Below are 16,590 nucleotides of genomic sequence, written 5' to 3' on the forward strand. Positions count from 1 at the left end.
ATGGAACCGCCATCCGCATTCAGTGAAAATTACGTATTTAGTAACGTGCCCAATGTGAGAAGTGCCGTTTTGGGTGTGTATGACCGTTTGTCCGGGCTACAAGCCTACGGAAGTCGGTTGAGCCTGATGTATCCTTATGACAGTGATGAAATGGTCGGTGTTTTGAACGGCGCTGCTCCAGACAACAGTTCCCGAGATTTATCCCGCTATAATTTACAAGCCTCCAATGCACAGCTTGCTGGTCCTTTTGAACAATTATATGCAGGTGTTGAACGGGCCAATATTTGTATTAAAAATATTCCTGAAATGAATCTATACAGCAATGGAACGGCATCAGAGCAGCTGGAATTAAAAAGGTTGTACGGAGAAGTGCTTACGTTGAGGGCACAATTTTATTTTGAGCTTGTTCGCAATTGGGGCGATATTCCAGCACCTTTCGAACCAGCGGCTGATCAAGTTGAGCTTACCTTACCGAAAGTCGATCGTGATACGATCTATAACCGTTTGATTGCAGACCTGAAAACTGCACAAGAACTACTACCCTGGCGTACCGAAGCCAGCAACGACGAGCGTATTACCAAAGGAGCGGCAAAAGCTTTACGGGCAAGGTTGGCTTTATATCGTGCTGGTTTTTCTCTTCGAAGGAGTAATCGGATGGAACGAGCAGGTGACTACCTTTCCTTTTATCAGATTGCAAGGGATGAATGTTATGAACTGATGCAACATCGGGATCAACATACTCTTAATCCGAGCTTTCAGGCGGTATTTAAAGAAGGGATTGATGCTTATGCCCTTGATCCGCATGGCGAAGTCTTATTTGAAGTAGCAATGGGTCGCGAAACAGATAGTAATTTAGGCTATTATGATGGTCCGAGATTTTATGTTCCAGGGAATACATCGTTATTAGGTAATGGTCAGATTAGAATTATTCCCGCTTATTTTTATGCTTTTGATTCGTTGGATACCCGACGGGATGTTACCTGTGCCCCTTATTATAATGATCCGGATTATAGTAAAAAGGTGCAGCCCTTGCTGAATATGACCAGCGGGAAATTCCGTTCGGATTGGATCAATCCGCGCCTTTCCTCCGCTATTCAGGCAACGGGTCTAAATTGGCCCTTAATTCGATTTTCAGATGTTTTATTAATGTTTGCCGAGGCTGAAAATGAGCTGCATGATGGGCCCACAAGCGAGGCAATGACGGCGTTACAGGAAGTCAGAACGCGTGCTTATGACGGAAATGAAACTTCAGCTGGGAATATTCCAAACGAAAAAGAGGGCTTTTTTAAGACCTTAGTACAGGAACGTTACCTGGAATTTGGAGGAGAAGGTATTCGAAAATACGACCTTATTCGCTGGAATTTAATCGATCAGAAGATACAAGAGGTTCGGGATATACTTACTAAAATGAAAAATAAGGTAGCCCCTTATGATCAACTGCCACAGTATATGTATTATAAACCTGCTGAACAGCAAGTGGTATGGGGGAATTCATTTTATGAAACGAGTCCTACAGCTGGCCCCGAAGGTTTTGTGAGGGTAAATTGGATGGCGGCCTTGACAGATGTTTGGATTACAAATGTGGCGCAGCTTTTTAGGGCTAATCATAGCGAGCTATTCCCCATTCCACAGACCGCCATAGATGCCAACCCAAACCTAACACAGGATTATGGTTATTAATAGATGAAAAGAATATGGCGATCGGATAAATTACCTAAAGAAGCAGTGGCAAATGATGTAAAGGGTCGAAGGAAAAAATGATCGTTCGCTTGAAATTGGCCTCAAAATATTCTGGTAGCACTATCTAAGTAATGGTAGAAACGTTGTCAGAAGATTTTTCATTGTCGTGTCTGTTTTTAATAGGCAATGAAGCTTGCTTCGCAGGTTAAGCCAGAGTTTATGAATAAGTGTTAGCTTTCAAAGGAATTCTTTTTGCGGAAAAAAGTAATACAAAATTAAATAAAAAAGAGGTTTGAGTATAATATCCGATACTCATTAAAAATTATTTACAGATGAAAAGTTACCATCATATGAACAAGCTGGGGCTCATACTGGGTCTTATATGCCTGTTTAGCTTTAAGCAACCAGAAGAGATACAGATTTATTCCATTGGTGATTCCACCATGGCCGATTATACGGCAAGTTATCTTAATAAATTCGGTAAGGGATATCCCATTCGTGGCTGGATGCAGCTTGCTCCTCCCTTGTTTACAAAACAGGTACATATACATAATGAGGCTATGAGCGGGCGCAGCTCAAAAAGCTTCCGTGATGAGGGCTGGTGGTCGAAGGTTATACAACAGGTGAAAGCCGGTGATTACGTCTTTATTCAGTTTGGCCATAATGATGCCAAACTAGATACGGCTAGGCATACAGATCCACACACAACATTTAAGCAAAATATAGAACGATATGTGCGAGAGGTACAGGCAAAAAATGCCTATCCCATTCTATTTACATCCATACCGCATCGGAAGTTCGATCAAGAAGGACATATCGTGGATACCCATGGCGCTTATTTAACGGTTGTAGCGGAAGTGGCTAAATCAACACATACGCCGCTTGTCGATTTACATACGCTGGTAACCGCTTTTTTAGAAAAAACGGGGCCTGAGCAGTCCAAGGATTTATTTTTACATATTCCGCCAGGAAAATTTGCGTCTTTACCCACTGGGAAAAAGGACGATACGCATCTATCGGAATCAGGAGCAAAGCGTGTTGCTGAACTTGCCGTCGCTACATTGAAAGAAACCAATTTACCGCTTCGTGCATACATTAAATGACATTAACCTAAGATACGTTATGAAGGAGTCTCATCATTATTCAAGAAAAGAGTTTTTAACGCGCAGTGGACTGATGTTCTCGTCGCTGGCCTTAGATAAACTACCTGTATTTTCGAGTGGAATATTAAACGATCATCTACAAATAGGTGTTATTGGAACGGGGTCGCGTGGCACGGGTTTAGCCAAATTATTGACGGAGATCAAAGGGGTAAAGATTACCGCATTATGTGATGTTTATCCGCCTCATCTTGAAAGGGCCCGTACAATGATAGGGGATAAGGTATCGACTTATACGGATTATCAAAAACTGTTGGCGAACAAGAACATTGATGCTGTCGTCATCGCCACGCCGCTCTTTTTACATTATCCCATGGCAAAGGATGCCATCCAAGCTGGAAAGCACGTCTACCTTGAAAAAGCGTTGGCATACGATATTCCACAAGCGATCGATTTAAGGAAGGTAGTGGAAGCATCTCCAAAGATATTTCAAGTAGGGTTTCAATACCGCTATTTCGCACTTTATCATAAAGTGAAGGAAGTGATCAGTCAAAATTGGTTAGGGAAAATTACACATGTTGAATGTCAGTATAATCGCAACTCCAATTGGCGCTTTCCGGTAGATGATCCGAAAAATGAACAGTTAATCAACTGGCGTATGTATCGCGCCTATTGTGGCGGGCCGCTATCGGAGCTATGTGCACATCAGATTGATGCGGTGCATTATCTGCTGGACAAAAAACCTATAAAGGTCGTTGGTTTTGGAGGGATCAATTATTGGAAGGATGGTCGGGAGACTTATGATCATATACGAACGGTTTATGAATACCCCGAAGGCATACAGTCGAGCGTAACCTCTGTGCTATCAAATGCTTATAACGGCTATAATATACGGATTTTAGGTGATCGGGCAACCTTAGAGATTCAACGGGATACCGCATTTATCTATGCGGAGTCGACAAAGAACCAACAGGGTACGGTTGATGGTGTTACCGGTGCCACGCTCTTGGCGAGAACACAAGGGGAAGCGGAGGAGTTGATTTTTAAGGAAAAGAATGAGCAGTTACCTGATCCTACCGTCCTTTCCTTACAACACTTTATTCATTGCATTGTGACAAATGACAAGCCCTTATCTAATGTACATACGGCATATGATAGTACGATTGCCATACACATGGGCAATTTAGCCGCCGAAACGGAGACTGTTCAACACTGGAAACCTGAATATACGCCATGATATATACCCTAAATAATCACTATTATGAAAAGAATTAAATGGATGTTCATTGGTCTTGTAGCACTCATTTCTTGTAGCAAGGCAACAATTGATCTGCAGTCAAAGCAGATGGCAAGTGCTGAAAAAAAACAAACCAATAGTACACTTGTGGCATTTCCGGGAGCCGATGGTTACGGAAAATCTGCTACAGGTGGACGAGGTGGAACTGTGTATTACGTTACGAACTTGAACAATTCCGGGCCTGGAAGCTTAAGAGATGCGGTCAGCCAACCCAATAGAACGGTTCTATTCAAAGTTTCGGGGACTATTTTTTTGCAGAGCAACCTATTTATTACGCAAAATAATATTACCATTGCCGGGCAGTCGGCGCCAGGTGATGGGATCTGTATTGCTGGGTATGGAACCGCTATACGGGCAAATAATATTATCATCAGGTATCTACGGTTTAGATTGGGCGATATTAATGGCATCACAACCGATGCACTCTATACTTCGCTCCCAACAGCGGGAGGAACCCCTTATGCAAATATTATCATTGATCATTGTTCTTTGAGCTGGTCGGTAGATGAGATCGGTTCTTTTTATGGTATTACAGATTTTTCGCTCCAATGGTGTATACTGAGTGAGAGCTTATACAAATCTGCCCATGAAAAAGGAACACATGGCTATGGAGGAATTTGGGGTGGGAATCGGTCTTCCTTTCATCATAATCTGCTCTCCCATAATTCAAGCCGAAATCCGCGTTTTGCGGGAACACTGGCAGCAACCGGTCCTGATGAGGAATTAGTGGATTTCCGCAATAACGTAATCTATAATTGGGGGAATATAAACTCTACTTATGGGGGTGAGAATGGCGACTATAATATGGTCAACAACTATTATAAATATGGCCCGGCTACGCCAGGAAGTACCGTAAGTAGTATAAGCAATAAAAGAAACCGAATATTACAATATACTAGTTATAGTCTTTCTGCCGGTGATACGGTATGGGGAGGAAGGTTTTTTATCCACGGGAATTTCGTTGATGGATTTCCAGATGTAACTGCAGACAATTGGGAGAAAGGTGTGCAACGCGACAGTTATTCAGGAGCAGCAGCGCTTATTGCCGCCGCCAAACAAAACACACCCTTCCCAACTTTACCTATACTTGCGGGTACAGCAGAAGAGGCCTATCAAGAGGTATTAAACAGCGCAGGGGCGATACTGCCCAAGCGCGACACCGTTGATAAGCGAATTATTCAGGAGGTAAGAAATAAAACAGCAACATACGAGGGAGCTACTTATGCCTTGGTAAACACGGCGGGTATTCAGCACCCATCGGGTATTATTGATAGTCAACAAGATGTGGGGGGGTGGCCCACGCTGCAAAGTGTTACGCCACCTGATGATTCGGACGAGGATGGTATACCAGACGTTTGGGAAGTCGATCACCAACTTGATCCAAATGATCCTACTGACGCAAACCAGTTGGCCGATGATGGATACACAATGCTCGAAAAGTATTTGAATAGTTTGTAATAGTATCGCTTTTATTTTATGAATTACGAGTTTTGAGTTGCGCGGATTAGTCGCACTCAAAACTCATAACTGGCAACTCACAACTAAACTCACTCACTTCTCAACGATTTAACAGGGTTTATAGTAGCAGCTCTGATCGACCGATAACTGATTGTCACAATAGCGATTAGAAAAGTGATGCCGATCGCCGCAATGAATATGTTCAATCCTATATTGGTTCGATAAGAGAAATCTTGCAAATATTTATCCATGCCCCACCATGCAACTGGAACGGCTATGATAAATGCTATGAACAGTAAACGGGTGAATTCTTTCCCAAAAATCCAAAGAATATCCTGTACTGTTGCCCCTAATACTTTTCGTACACCTATTTCCTTCGTTTTGTGAAGAGCCATGAAAGAGATCAAACCGTATAAGCCTAAACAGCCAATCAAAATGGCTACTAGCGCAAAGCCTTGGATTAATCTCAGCATGGTATGATCCGTTTCATAGAACTGTGCAATAGCATCGTCCATAAACTGGTGGGAATAAACATAGTCGGGGTAAGTTTCATTCCAGATTTTTTCAAAAGAGGCAAGGGTAGCGCGAAGATGCTGTCCGTTTATGCTAACAGAACAGTTAAGATAATCATTTAAATTAGAAACAAGACAAATAGCATCTTTCTCGGTATGAAAAGAGTAATTGTAAAAATCTTTTACAATACCCACAATTGTACCCTTATAAGTGATTCCACTAACCGATATGTTTTTTCCGATAGCCTCTTCAGGGGAGTGTAAATTGAGTTTCTTTATAAAGGTTTCATTTACCAGAAATTCATTGACCGTATCTGATGGGAGCATGTTCCTACCAGCCACTAACTTCAAGTCAAAGGTTGATAGGTATTGATCGTCGGCAAATTTCAAATTAACGCCCCAACGTTCGTTTTCTGCACGATTCTCGTATCGTATATTCGTCGTCCTATTTGACCGAGAGGCGGGCGGTTGAAAGTTCAAAGAGACCTTTTCGACACCATTGATGGTGGATAGACGATGCGCTAATGTGTTTTTCTTTTCTAGATTGCCTGCTTCCGGTATCGGTAAATTAATTATGGCGCTTTTATTAAAGCCTAAATCAGTATTCCGCATGTAATTTATCTGACTAGCAATAATGAGTGTGCCAATAATAAGTATTTGTGATATAGCGAATTGTCCAATAACTAATATCCGACGTAATCCAAAACCGCCAACCTCTTTTTGTGTTATTTTACTTTTTAAAGCAATGATTGGTTGAAATCCAGCCAATATTAGACTTGGATAGGAACCGGCGAGCACTATAACAAATAAAGTAACTCCCAGTAAGAAGGAAGGCATTTGCCAAGAAGTAAATAGTTGTAATTGAACTTCTGATTTAAACAGGGCATTCATAAGAGGAAGTGCCGAATAAGCTATTCCATAAGCCGCTATAACCGAAAATAGTGTAATAACGGTAGTTTCGGCCATAAACTGCCAAAATAACTGCTTCTTTTTGCTACCTAATACTTTTCTTATCCCAACTTCTTTTGCCCTCTTCATGGCTTGTGCCGTGGCTAAATTTGTAAAGTTTATACAAGCGGTAGCTAGTAAAAGAAACCCAATAAACAGTAATGCCCATATATATTTTTTGTTTACTTCTCCATTGTAGACAGGATTAAAATGAATATCTTCAAGTGCTTGCAGCTTAAAATTCCATATTTCGGCCTCCCGACCTTCATAATGTTTTTTGGAAGTTTCGCGTAATGCCTTCTCTACAGTAGCTACGGTCACTCCAGGTTTCAGTAGTGTGTAACATTGTGTACCACTATATACGCCACCCCAACTATCTTCCCGAGCTAATATTGCGTCCCTATCTTTTAGTTTGGCATAGGAGAGAAAAATCTCTTGGCTGAGACCTGTATTAGCCGGGAAATCTTTCAGAACGCCGGTGATAACAAAATCAGTACTGTTATTAATTTTTAGAATTTCACCTAGTGGGTTCGGCTTGCCGAAGTACTTTTTTGCAATATTCTCGGTTATAACAGCTTCGTTGGGCTGTTTAAGTAAATGATTTCGGTCTCCAAAGAGTAAAGGGTAGTTGAAGATGTTAAAAAAATCACGTTCTGTATAAGCGACAATGTTTTCCTCATTAAACTTTTTCTTTTCGATAGTATGAGGAAGGGCTACCAAAACATCCCGAAAGCTAATTGACCGCGCCGTATATTCGTCAAAATCGAAATCATCATGAAGAGCCTTGCCTAAGGGAGGCGGAACCCCTGCAGAATGATCTACTGTCTCATCTTGCCACTCTGTTACTAATCGGTAAATACGGCCCTTATGTTGATGAAAGTTATCAAAACTAAGATGATAATAGGCCAGCGCAAAGATGAGCATTGCACATCCTATCCCTAAGGACAGGCCCAGCACATTAATAATGGTAAACGATTTATTTCGTTTAATGTTTCTCCAAGCAATTTTGAAATAGTTTTTTAACATAATAGTTGTTCGTTATCCGTTGTTAGTTCTTAGTTAAGGAATGACGAATAACCAATAACGAAGAACCAACAACTAATTTATTCACTTCTCAATGATTTCACAGGGTTGGCTCTTGCCGCTTTAATTGTTTGAAAACTGACAATAATAATTGTTAAAACAATGGTTCCTATCGCAGCAGAGGCAAAAATCCACCAAGAGATGTCTGTCCGATATGTATATTTTTGCAACCATTCATTTAAAAGATAATAAGAAATGGGGATTGCAACGAGACAGGATATCCCTACTAACAAGACAAAATCTTTGGATAACAATTGCCATAATTGAAAGAGGTTGGCACCGATGATTTTGCGTATGCCAATTTCCTTTGTGCGTTGTTCTGCTGTAAAGGAGGCCAGGCCAAACACGCCTAAGGCGCTGATGATGATGGCCAGCGAAGCAAAGAAAGTAGCCAGTTTTCCTATCCGCTCTTCTTGTGCAAATTTTGCGGCATATTCCGTATCCGCAAACTTGTAATCAAATGGGGCATTTGGAATCACTTCTTTGAAAGTGTTTTCAATAATGGGAAGGCATTCTGCCATGCTTTTTTGTGGATTCAGCTTTAAATTGATCCAGGTTACATTATCATAATTTAATAAATAAACAGTTTGCTTTACCGGATTAAACGGAGAATCCATAATCAAGTCGTTTACAATACCAACCACGCGAAGGTTCATGCCGCTCCACTTAACCATTTTACCTATCGGATTTTTTATACCCATGAATTTTACGGCGGCTTCATTAATGACGATAGCTGCTGAATCGGTAGCGAAAGACCTTGAAAAATCTCTTCCTTCTTTAATGCGCCAGTCGACCGTCTTACCAAATTCATGTGTCACCCAGATCGTAGCAAAGTCGGTAGAAAGATCAGGGTCTTTACCTTCCCAATCAAAACCTCCACTATTGGACCATACGCCTGTAAGCGGACTAGAGGATTCGGATAACTCTTCGATAACACCTTTTTCTTTCAGCGCAGCTCGCAATACCTCAAACTTTCCGTAAAAATCTGGCGTCTTCATATTAATCATCATCAAACGTTCTCTGTTATAACCTACTGGTCGGTCTTTGGTATATTGAATCTGGCGAAAGACGATAATCGTTCCGATAATAAGAGCGATGGAGATGGTAAACTGTATGGTCACCAATACTCTGCGTGGTATGGCAGCCGATTTGCCTACTTTGAAGGTACCTTTTAATACCGCTAAAGGATTGAAAGAAGAGAGGTAAAAAGCGGGATAGCTTCCTGCGATTATACCGGTTAATAGGGTGAATAGCATCCCATACGCCCAGAACCAGCCGTTGGTCCATAAAATGGATATTTTCTTATCGGCAACCTCATTAAACCAAGGTAAAGCTAGTACAACAAGTAGAATGGAAAGAAAAAAGGCAATAAAGGCGATAAGAACAGACTCGCTTAGAAATTGAAAAACCAGATCTTTTTTTGGAGACCCCACCGTTTTTCTGACACCTACTTCTTTGGCCCTTCGTTCCGAGCGGGCTGTGCTCAGGTTCATAAAGTTAATACAGGCCAATAGTAGTACAAACACGCCTATTAAACTGAAAAGTTTAACATATTCGATGAGGCCACCAACCACTTTCCCTTCTTTCCATTCGTTTCTTAAATGCCAGTCTTTCATTGGGTGCAAAAGGATCTGGGCATGAAACTTTTTATCCTCCTCAGAAACCTTGTTCAACTTGGCATTTGCAATATTTTTATTAACTATTTCGAAAGAGCTGCCTTCTTTGATCTGGGCAAATAATTGAAACGAGTTATTGCCCCATTGTGTTTCTGCACGTTTAATCCAAGCTTCGGACGTGACATAGAGCTCCCATGGAGCTATAAACTGAAGGTTTCTAAACGTTGTATTATAAGGGGAGTCTTCATAAACAGCTGTTACCTTCACATCAAGCTTTTGGTCAATTTTCATAAGCTCATTGATTGGATTTTTGTCTCCGAAGAACGCTTTGGCTGTCGACTGGGAAAGCATAATGCTATTCGGATCTTTCAAACCGTCGATACTCCCTTGCAATAACTTTAAGGAAAGCATTTTTGGACCGTCAACATCTATATAGATGCCACCCTGCGTCAGATTTTTATCATGATGCGAAAGGATGTGCTCTCCTTCCCATGAGGCCATAGCTATGTAGTCAAAGTTATCATTGTAATTGGCTTTTAATTCAGGTCCTAAAGGCTTAGGAATCGCTACCCCTGAGTATATTTCACCATTCCATTTTTGGGTTTGCACGATCTGCCCGATGCGCTCATAATTTTTAAAATAGTTGTTATACGATAACTCATCCCAGATCCATAACGCAATTAAGATAAATACAGCCATCCCCATAGCGAGCCCGGCAATGTTAATAAAAGAAGACTTCTTGTTTTTTAACAAGTTCCTCCAAGCAATTTTGAAATAGTTTTTCAGCATCGTGTATGTTTTATGGTGCTTCAGCTATCCGCCAGTCGGCGGATGGTTTTAACCTCTTCTTATAGTTGTGAGTTCAGTCAAGCTCATAACTGGCAACTGATAACTCGTAACTGATTTATTCACTTCTCAACGATTTTACCGGATTGGCCAAAGCGGCTTTAATAGCTTGGAAACTCACCGTAAATAAGGCGATTACAATCGCAACTAAACCCGCTAATGCAAATACCCACCAATCAATATTGATGTGATTTGCAAAATCTTCTAACCATTTATTCATGGCCCACCACGCTATTGGTGAAGCGATTACAATGGCAATGAAGACAAGCAATATAAAATCCTTAGATAGCAGTTGTATAATGCCGTTTACACTCGCCCCCAGGACCTTCCGGATGCCAATCTCCTTTGTGCGCTGTTCAGTGGTGAAGGCCGCCAAACCAAATAAACCTAAGCAAGCAATGAATATAGCTAATACCGCGAAGCTCGTGAAAATGTTCCCCGTTCGGTTTACGTCGCTGTACATGTTGGCATACCCCTCATCTAGAAAGGTATAACGAATAGCTTGATGCGGTGAGAAAGATTTCCAAACGGAAGAAATACGTTGAATAGTTTTATCTAGGTCGGTACCTTTTACTTTAACGGCTACCATGGTGGGGCTTTTGGCCAAGCTCATGCATAATGGAATGACATTGCCCTTTAATGATTCAAAATAGAAATCCTTCACCACGCCAACGACAGTATATGTCGTTCCGTTAGTTATTTGAGCACCAATAGGATCCTTCAATTGGAGGGATTTAGCCATACTTTCGTTAATGATAACCGACTGAGAATCGGTGGCCATGGCTTTGGAAAAATTCCGTCCGGCAGCAAGTTGCATACCCAGCGTATTGATGTAATCCTCATCTACCTGCCAAAACTGCCCTTGAACGTTACCCACTTCCAAGCGCTTGTCAACCCGGTTAAAGCCATTACCATTACGCTTTACACCACTCATCCTGATAGGCATATAATCACCAATCGTTGCGTTTACTACATCTGGTAATTTTTTGATTTCATCTTTAAAAGTGCTTATATTACTTTCAAGTGTGTTTGTGCCATGTAGTATCACTACATGATCTTTATCGAAACCGATTTTCTTATTTAGGATATACTGCATTTGGCCATTGATAACCATTGTACATATAATAAGTAAAACGGATGCTGCAAACTGGAAGATGACAAGCCCGTTCCGAAGCATTGGATTTTTGGCGCCCTTACTGAAATTACCTTTTAGTACCTGTATGGGTCTAAAACTAGAAAGATAAAAAGCTGGATAAATACCGGCGATTAATCCAATCAATAAAGCTGTACAAATTGCCGAAGGAAGGAGCCACCAATCTGCCCATGGAAAGATCAGCGTTTTTCCTGAGATTTCGTTAAAAATGGGTAGGAATAGCCAGGCGAATAAAATGCCCACTAAAATAGACAGGAAGCTATAAAGCATCGATTCCGTAAGAAATTGATTCACTAATCCACTACGATAGGAACCTACTACTTTGCGGAAACCTACTTCTTTGGCTCGGCTGGCAGATTTTGCTGTGGATAGGTTGATAAAGTTTATACAAGCGATAAACAGAATGAATAACGCCACGCCACCGAAGAGCCAAATATAACGAATGTCGCCCCTTGGTACATGTTTATAATCATCAATATCGGCCGAATGTAGATGTATGTCTTTTACAGGTTGCAATGAAAGCCTAACTTTACTTGCTTCTTTTTCAGGGTTTTTTATTCCATTTGCAGTCATCACTGGTATGACATATTTTTGAAGGATTTGAGTAGTTAGTTTCTTTTCAAAAATTTTTGAGTCTGTGCCTTTTTTTAGTTTTAAATAACCCACGTAATTACTGGCATTCCAGTTATCCTGCTCCCCGTTATAGAAACTTATCCCCGAAAGGGTTAAAAGGAAATCATAGTTGTGTAAATGAGAAGCTGAGGGAAAATCTCTTATTACCCCGCTAATCGTATAGGGAATTTTATGGTTGTTATTTAAGTAAATAATTTTTCCGATAGGATTTTGACCCGGGAAAAACTTTTCTGCTTTTCGTTGCGTTATGACCATCGTGTTCGGATTATCCAATGCATGGTCCCGTTTTCCATATGTCATTGGAAGCTGAAGTAGATCAAGTAGTGACTGGTCAATATATGTAAAGCCTTCTTCGTAGATACTTTCGGGATTTTCACTGGTAGTAACCTGATTACTGCCTGCCCCGTAGAACAAATCATTTGGCATTAAGCGACCAGCAAATTCAACGTCGGGGAGATCTGCTTGAATGGCCTTATTCAGTGGGGCTGGAAATGCTGTTCCTTTGGAAATCTGTCCTTGATCATTTTCTTCTCCAACCACTCTGTAGATTCTATCACTATCGGGATAGGTGTTATCGTAGTCAAGCTCATGCCGAATGTAAATTCCTATCAAAATACAGGCAGCTATACTAAAAGCAAAACCTCCAATTTTAATGGTCGAATACATTTTATATTTTAAAAGATTCCGCCAAGCGATTTTTATATAGTTTTTCAGCATAATTTTGTACGTTATCCGTTGTTAGTTCTTAGTTAAGGAATGGCGAATAACCACTAACGAAGAACCAACAACTAATTTATTCACTCCTCAACGATTTCGTTGGATTGGCTACCGCTGCTTTGATCGCTTGAAAACTCACTGTTATTAAAGCAATGATAATGGCAGTCATTCCTGCTATGGCGAAGACCCACCATTGAATCTCTATTTTATAGGCAAAATCTTCTAGCCATTTGTTCATCGCCCACCAGGCTATTGGTGAGGCGATGACAATGGCGACAAACACAAGTCTTATAAAGTCTTTAGATAATAATTGGACAATACCATTAATACTGGCACCTAATACCTTTCTTATTCCTATCTCTTTTGTGCGTTGTTCGGTGGTAAAAGCGGCTAAACCGAATAGACCTAAACAGGCAATGAATATTGCTAGCACTGCAAAGCTGGTAAAGATATTACCCGTACGTTTCACATCTGCGTACATATTGGCATAGCCTTCATCGAGGAAAGTATAGCGAATGGCTTGGTCGGGCGAAAACTTTTTCCACACAGCGGAGATTGCCTGCATAGTTGAAGTCATATCTTGGCTGTTTACTTTAATGGATAGCATCGTTGGGCTGTTGCCGAGTGCCATGCATAACCCATTCATTTCATCCTTAAGCGATTCAAAGTTAAAATCTGCTACTACGCCAATCACTGTAAATACGTTGCCATTTGTTATTCGGGCGCCAATTGGATTTTTAAGGCCAAGATCCTTAGCCAATTTTTGATTAATAATAACGGACTGTGAATCGGTGGCTAGGTCTTTCGAGAAATTACGACCTTCAACTAACTTCATGCCTAATGTGGGGATGTAATTTTCGTCGATACCCCAAAACTGACCACTTGCTGCAGCATCCTCTTTCGTTTTACCCTCCTTCCAAAAGCTGTTTCCATTTCTTTTGACGCCTTCCATGCGTACAGGCAGATAGTCGCTCACAGAAGCACTTTTCACTTCCGGTAATTTTTGAAGTTCTTCTTTTAATGTTTTTATCTGGTCACCAAGGGTGTTTGTTCCATGTAAAATGATCACTTGATCCTTATCAAAGCCAATCTTCTTATTTAAAATGAAATTCATTTGCCCATTGATGATAAGCGTTCCAATGATCAACATAATGGAAGTCACGAATTGAAAAATTACCAATCCATTTCTAAGAATGGGGTTTTTGGATCCACGGCTTATCTGTCCTTTTAGGACGGTGATAGGTCTGAAACCAGATAAGTAAAAGGAAGGATAGATGCCTGCAAACAGGCCTACTATCAAGGCCGAAACGAAAAGTATGGGTAACAATTGCCACTGCATCCAAGGGAAAGTCAGGTCTTTTCCTGCCAGCATGTTAAATAAAGGAAGAAAAAGCCAAGCTAGTAGGAGTCCAACGGTAAAAGATAAAGCACTGTAGAGAATCGATTCTGTCAAAAACTGTACTATTAAGCTTTTCCTATAAGAACCAACCACTTTGCGTAAGCCTACTTCTTTCGCTCTATTGGCAGATTTAGCAGTAGAAAGATTGATAAAGTTGATGCAGGCAATTAACAAGATAAAGCCAGCAATTCCACCAAATAGCCATACAAATTTGATGTCTCCCTGTTGAATCTGCTTGTAGTCTTCAATATCTGAGGAGTACAGATGTATTTGATTGATAGGTTGTAGAGCAAGCGTGATAGAACCCCAAACTTGAACAGCTCTGATATTTCCCGACTCTTCTAAATTTGGAATCCAATACTTATTTCTAACGTGTTGCGTTAGCTTCTTTTCAAATTGCTGCGAATTTGTTCCTTTCTTTAATTTTAGGTAGATAGGATAATTGGTAGCGCCCCAATTTTCCTGTTCTCCGGGATAAAATTCTACACCTTTTAATGTTAATAAAAAATTAAAGGCATTTAGGTGGGAGGTCGAAGGAAAATCCTCAATCACACCTTTCACCGTATAGGGCGCCGCTTTATTTCCATTCAGATAAATAATTTTTCCTATGGGATTTTTTCCTGCAAAATATTTAGCTGCTTTACTTTTGGTGATGACAAGGCTATATGGGTCCTTTAGGGCTTCTTTACGTTCGCCAGCAATCATCGGTAGCTGTAAAATATCCATTAATTCCTGATCCATATACGTGAAACCTTCTTCATGAATACTAACAGGGCTGTTTTCTGTAGTTACCTGATTACTGCCTGCTCCGTAAAATAGCGCATTGGGTAACAGCCTACCTGCTTGTTCTATTTCAGGAAGGTCGGCCTGTATCACTTTGCTTAAAGGTGCCTGAAAAGAGGTTCCCTTCCTAATGGTTCCCTTGTCATTGAAGGAACCGACCACTCTATAAATCCTGTCACCATCTGGATAGGTATTATCGTAATCGGTTTCGTGAATAATATAAAGGCTAATGAGTATGCAGGCAGCTATACTGAATGCAAAGCCTCCAATTTTAATGGCTGAATACATTCTATGTTTTAAAAGATTCCGCCAGGCTATTTTTATATAATTTTTTATCATAATAGTATCAAGTATCAAGTATCAAGTATCAAGTATCAAGTATCAAGATATTTATAACAGCATAAACTGTCTTGTGTCTTGATACATATGTCTTCTTTCTTTATTCTGCCCAATAAGCTATGACGAGCAACTAATAAGCAATTACCATATCCTAAAAGCGATCCTTTTTGTCTGAAAGTTTATGTAATGAAGATGATACCAATTATATATCCAAAGGGGTAAGTTATTGATATGTAGATAATTAGTATTTTTTAAGGAAGGAGGGTTGTTCATTTTCGAACAGAAAAGTGTACGGAATCGAACAGCCAATAATTACATTGTTGATTGTTCGATGTTGGCTAGTACATGAAGGTTTTGCCAATGGAGATTATTTTTTCTCCGGCCGATGGCTAAAAAAGCTTTCTTTTAACCTGTCAGCATCAATTTTTATTTCATCTTCGTCTAATCTGATAAGCCATGCCCTATCATTTAGGAGAGGCACGTGTTTTTTCGAATCCGACAAATCGAAGGGCTTAATGCGTTTAGCTATTTCCAATGGTTGTTTTAATGCTCGAAGTTGAGAGGTATGAAATAAAAATTTAAAATCAAATAAGGGCCAGCTGCTCACCTCACTTATTTTTGCCGTATAAATCTTCTGTGTGCTTTTGGGAGAAAGGATGCCGGCATATTCGCCTATTCCTTGATGTGCTTTTTCAGTGCTCAAGCTTACTAAAAGCTCATAAGAAGTTTCGTTGACTAAATAAAATGTACCAATATTTTGTTTTTGATCACCTGTTATGGCAAGGAAAATTCCTTCTGCTATAAATGGGCCAGCTTGCGTGATGGGGTTTTTATCTTCCTCATCAAAATCGATTTCTTTACGACTTTGCTGTCCATACACCTTTGTTATTTTGGCTGTCTGAACGGGTATTTCAAAACCATCTTCACCAGTAACCTCAACCAATTCATCACTTATGATTTTGGTTATATGTCCTTCATGGTCTTCTTCGACAAAGCGTACAAAATCACCTAACTTGTAATTCATTT

Annotated in this window: 9 protein-coding genes; 4 read left to right on the forward strand and 5 right to left on the reverse strand. The window is 40.4% G+C overall.

Annotated features, from left to right (window positions below; all coding sequences use genetic code 11):
• The 4 genes from BMY50_RS15805 (at position 1) to BMY50_RS15820 (ending at position 5,535) form a co-directional block, all read left to right on the forward strand.
• The gene (locus tag BMY50_RS15805; protein ID WP_238383787.1) at positions 1-1,680 is read left to right on the forward strand and encodes a RagB/SusD family nutrient uptake outer membrane protein; all 1,680 of its coding nucleotides are present in this window, start codon (positions 1-3) and stop codon (positions 1,678-1,680) included.
• 332 nt (positions 1,681-2,012) lie between these two features.
• Entirely contained in the window at positions 2,013-2,783 is a 771-nt protein-coding gene (locus tag BMY50_RS15810) for a rhamnogalacturonan acetylesterase (protein WP_238383788.1), read from the forward strand.
• Between the two features lie 19 nt (positions 2,784-2,802).
• On the forward strand, positions 2,803-4,017 hold the full coding sequence (locus BMY50_RS15815; RefSeq protein WP_202907859.1) for a Gfo/Idh/MocA family protein: 1,215 nt from the start codon (positions 2,803-2,805) through the stop codon (positions 4,015-4,017).
• Positions 4,018-4,041: 24 nt separating this feature from the next.
• Positions 4,042-5,535: a pectate lyase family protein gene (locus BMY50_RS15820; protein WP_238383789.1), complete on the forward strand. Its 1,494-nt coding sequence runs from the start codon at positions 4,042-4,044 to the stop codon at positions 5,533-5,535.
• Between the two features lie 89 nt (positions 5,536-5,624).
• Here the strand turns inward: BMY50_RS15820 and BMY50_RS15825 are convergent, their stop codons facing one another.
• From BMY50_RS15825 to BMY50_RS15845, 5 genes are all read right to left on the reverse strand, one after another.
• A complete protein-coding gene (locus tag BMY50_RS15825; protein ID WP_093326364.1) occupies positions 5,625-8,021 on the reverse strand; it encodes an ABC transporter permease in 2,397 nt (798 codons plus the stop codon).
• 77 nt (positions 8,022-8,098) lie between these two features.
• Positions 8,099-10,483, reverse strand: coding sequence for an ABC transporter permease (locus tag BMY50_RS15830; RefSeq protein WP_093326365.1), 2,385 nt, complete (start codon positions 10,481-10,483; stop codon positions 8,099-8,101).
• Between the two features lie 115 nt (positions 10,484-10,598).
• Positions 10,599-13,043 carry an ABC transporter permease gene (locus BMY50_RS15835; protein ID WP_093326366.1) on the reverse strand — a complete coding sequence of 815 codons (2,445 nt, stop codon included), beginning with the start codon at positions 13,041-13,043 and terminating at the stop codon, positions 10,599-10,601.
• A 76-nt stretch (positions 13,044-13,119) separates the two neighbouring features.
• Complete coding sequence (locus BMY50_RS15840; RefSeq protein WP_238383790.1) at positions 13,120-15,513, reverse strand: ABC transporter permease; 2,394 nt, start codon at positions 15,511-15,513, stop codon at positions 13,120-13,122.
• A 418-nt stretch (positions 15,514-15,931) separates the two neighbouring features.
• A complete protein-coding gene (locus BMY50_RS15845) occupies positions 15,932-16,588 on the reverse strand; it encodes a hypothetical protein (RefSeq protein ID WP_093326368.1) in 657 nt (218 codons plus the stop codon).
• Between the last annotated feature and the right edge of the window lie 2 nt (positions 16,589-16,590).

The sequence above is a fragment of the Olivibacter domesticus genome, from assembly GCF_900109575.1.
Lineage (GTDB): Bacteria > Bacteroidota > Bacteroidia > Sphingobacteriales > Sphingobacteriaceae > Olivibacter > Olivibacter domesticus.

Bases quoted from the DNA above. Each gene is read 5' to 3' on its own strand.
- BMY50_RS15845 (WP_093326368.1), bottom strand. From the start codon at position 16,588: ATGAATTACAAGTTAGGTGATTTTGTACGCTTTGTCGAAGAAGACCAT.
- BMY50_RS15835 (WP_093326366.1), bottom strand. From the start codon at position 13,043: ATGCTGAAAAACTATATAAAAATCGCTTGGCGGAATCTTTTAAAATAT.
- BMY50_RS15840 (WP_238383790.1), bottom strand. From the start codon at position 15,513: ATGTATTCAGCCATTAAAATTGGAGGCTTTGCATTCAGTATAGCTGCC.
- BMY50_RS15805 (WP_238383787.1), top strand. From the start codon at position 1: ATGGAACCGCCATCCGCATTCAGTGAAAATTACGTATTTAGTAACGTG.
- BMY50_RS15810 (WP_238383788.1), top strand. From the start codon at position 2,013: ATGAAAAGTTACCATCATATGAACAAGCTGGGGCTCATACTGGGTCTT.
- BMY50_RS15815 (WP_202907859.1), top strand. From the start codon at position 2,803: ATGAAGGAGTCTCATCATTATTCAAGAAAAGAGTTTTTAACGCGCAGT.
- BMY50_RS15820 (WP_238383789.1), top strand. From the start codon at position 4,042: ATGAAAAGAATTAAATGGATGTTCATTGGTCTTGTAGCACTCATTTCT.
- BMY50_RS15830 (WP_093326365.1), bottom strand. From the start codon at position 10,483: ATGCTGAAAAACTATTTCAAAATTGCTTGGAGGAACTTGTTAAAAAAC.
- BMY50_RS15825 (WP_093326364.1), bottom strand. From the start codon at position 8,021: ATGTTAAAAAACTATTTCAAAATTGCTTGGAGAAACATTAAACGAAAT.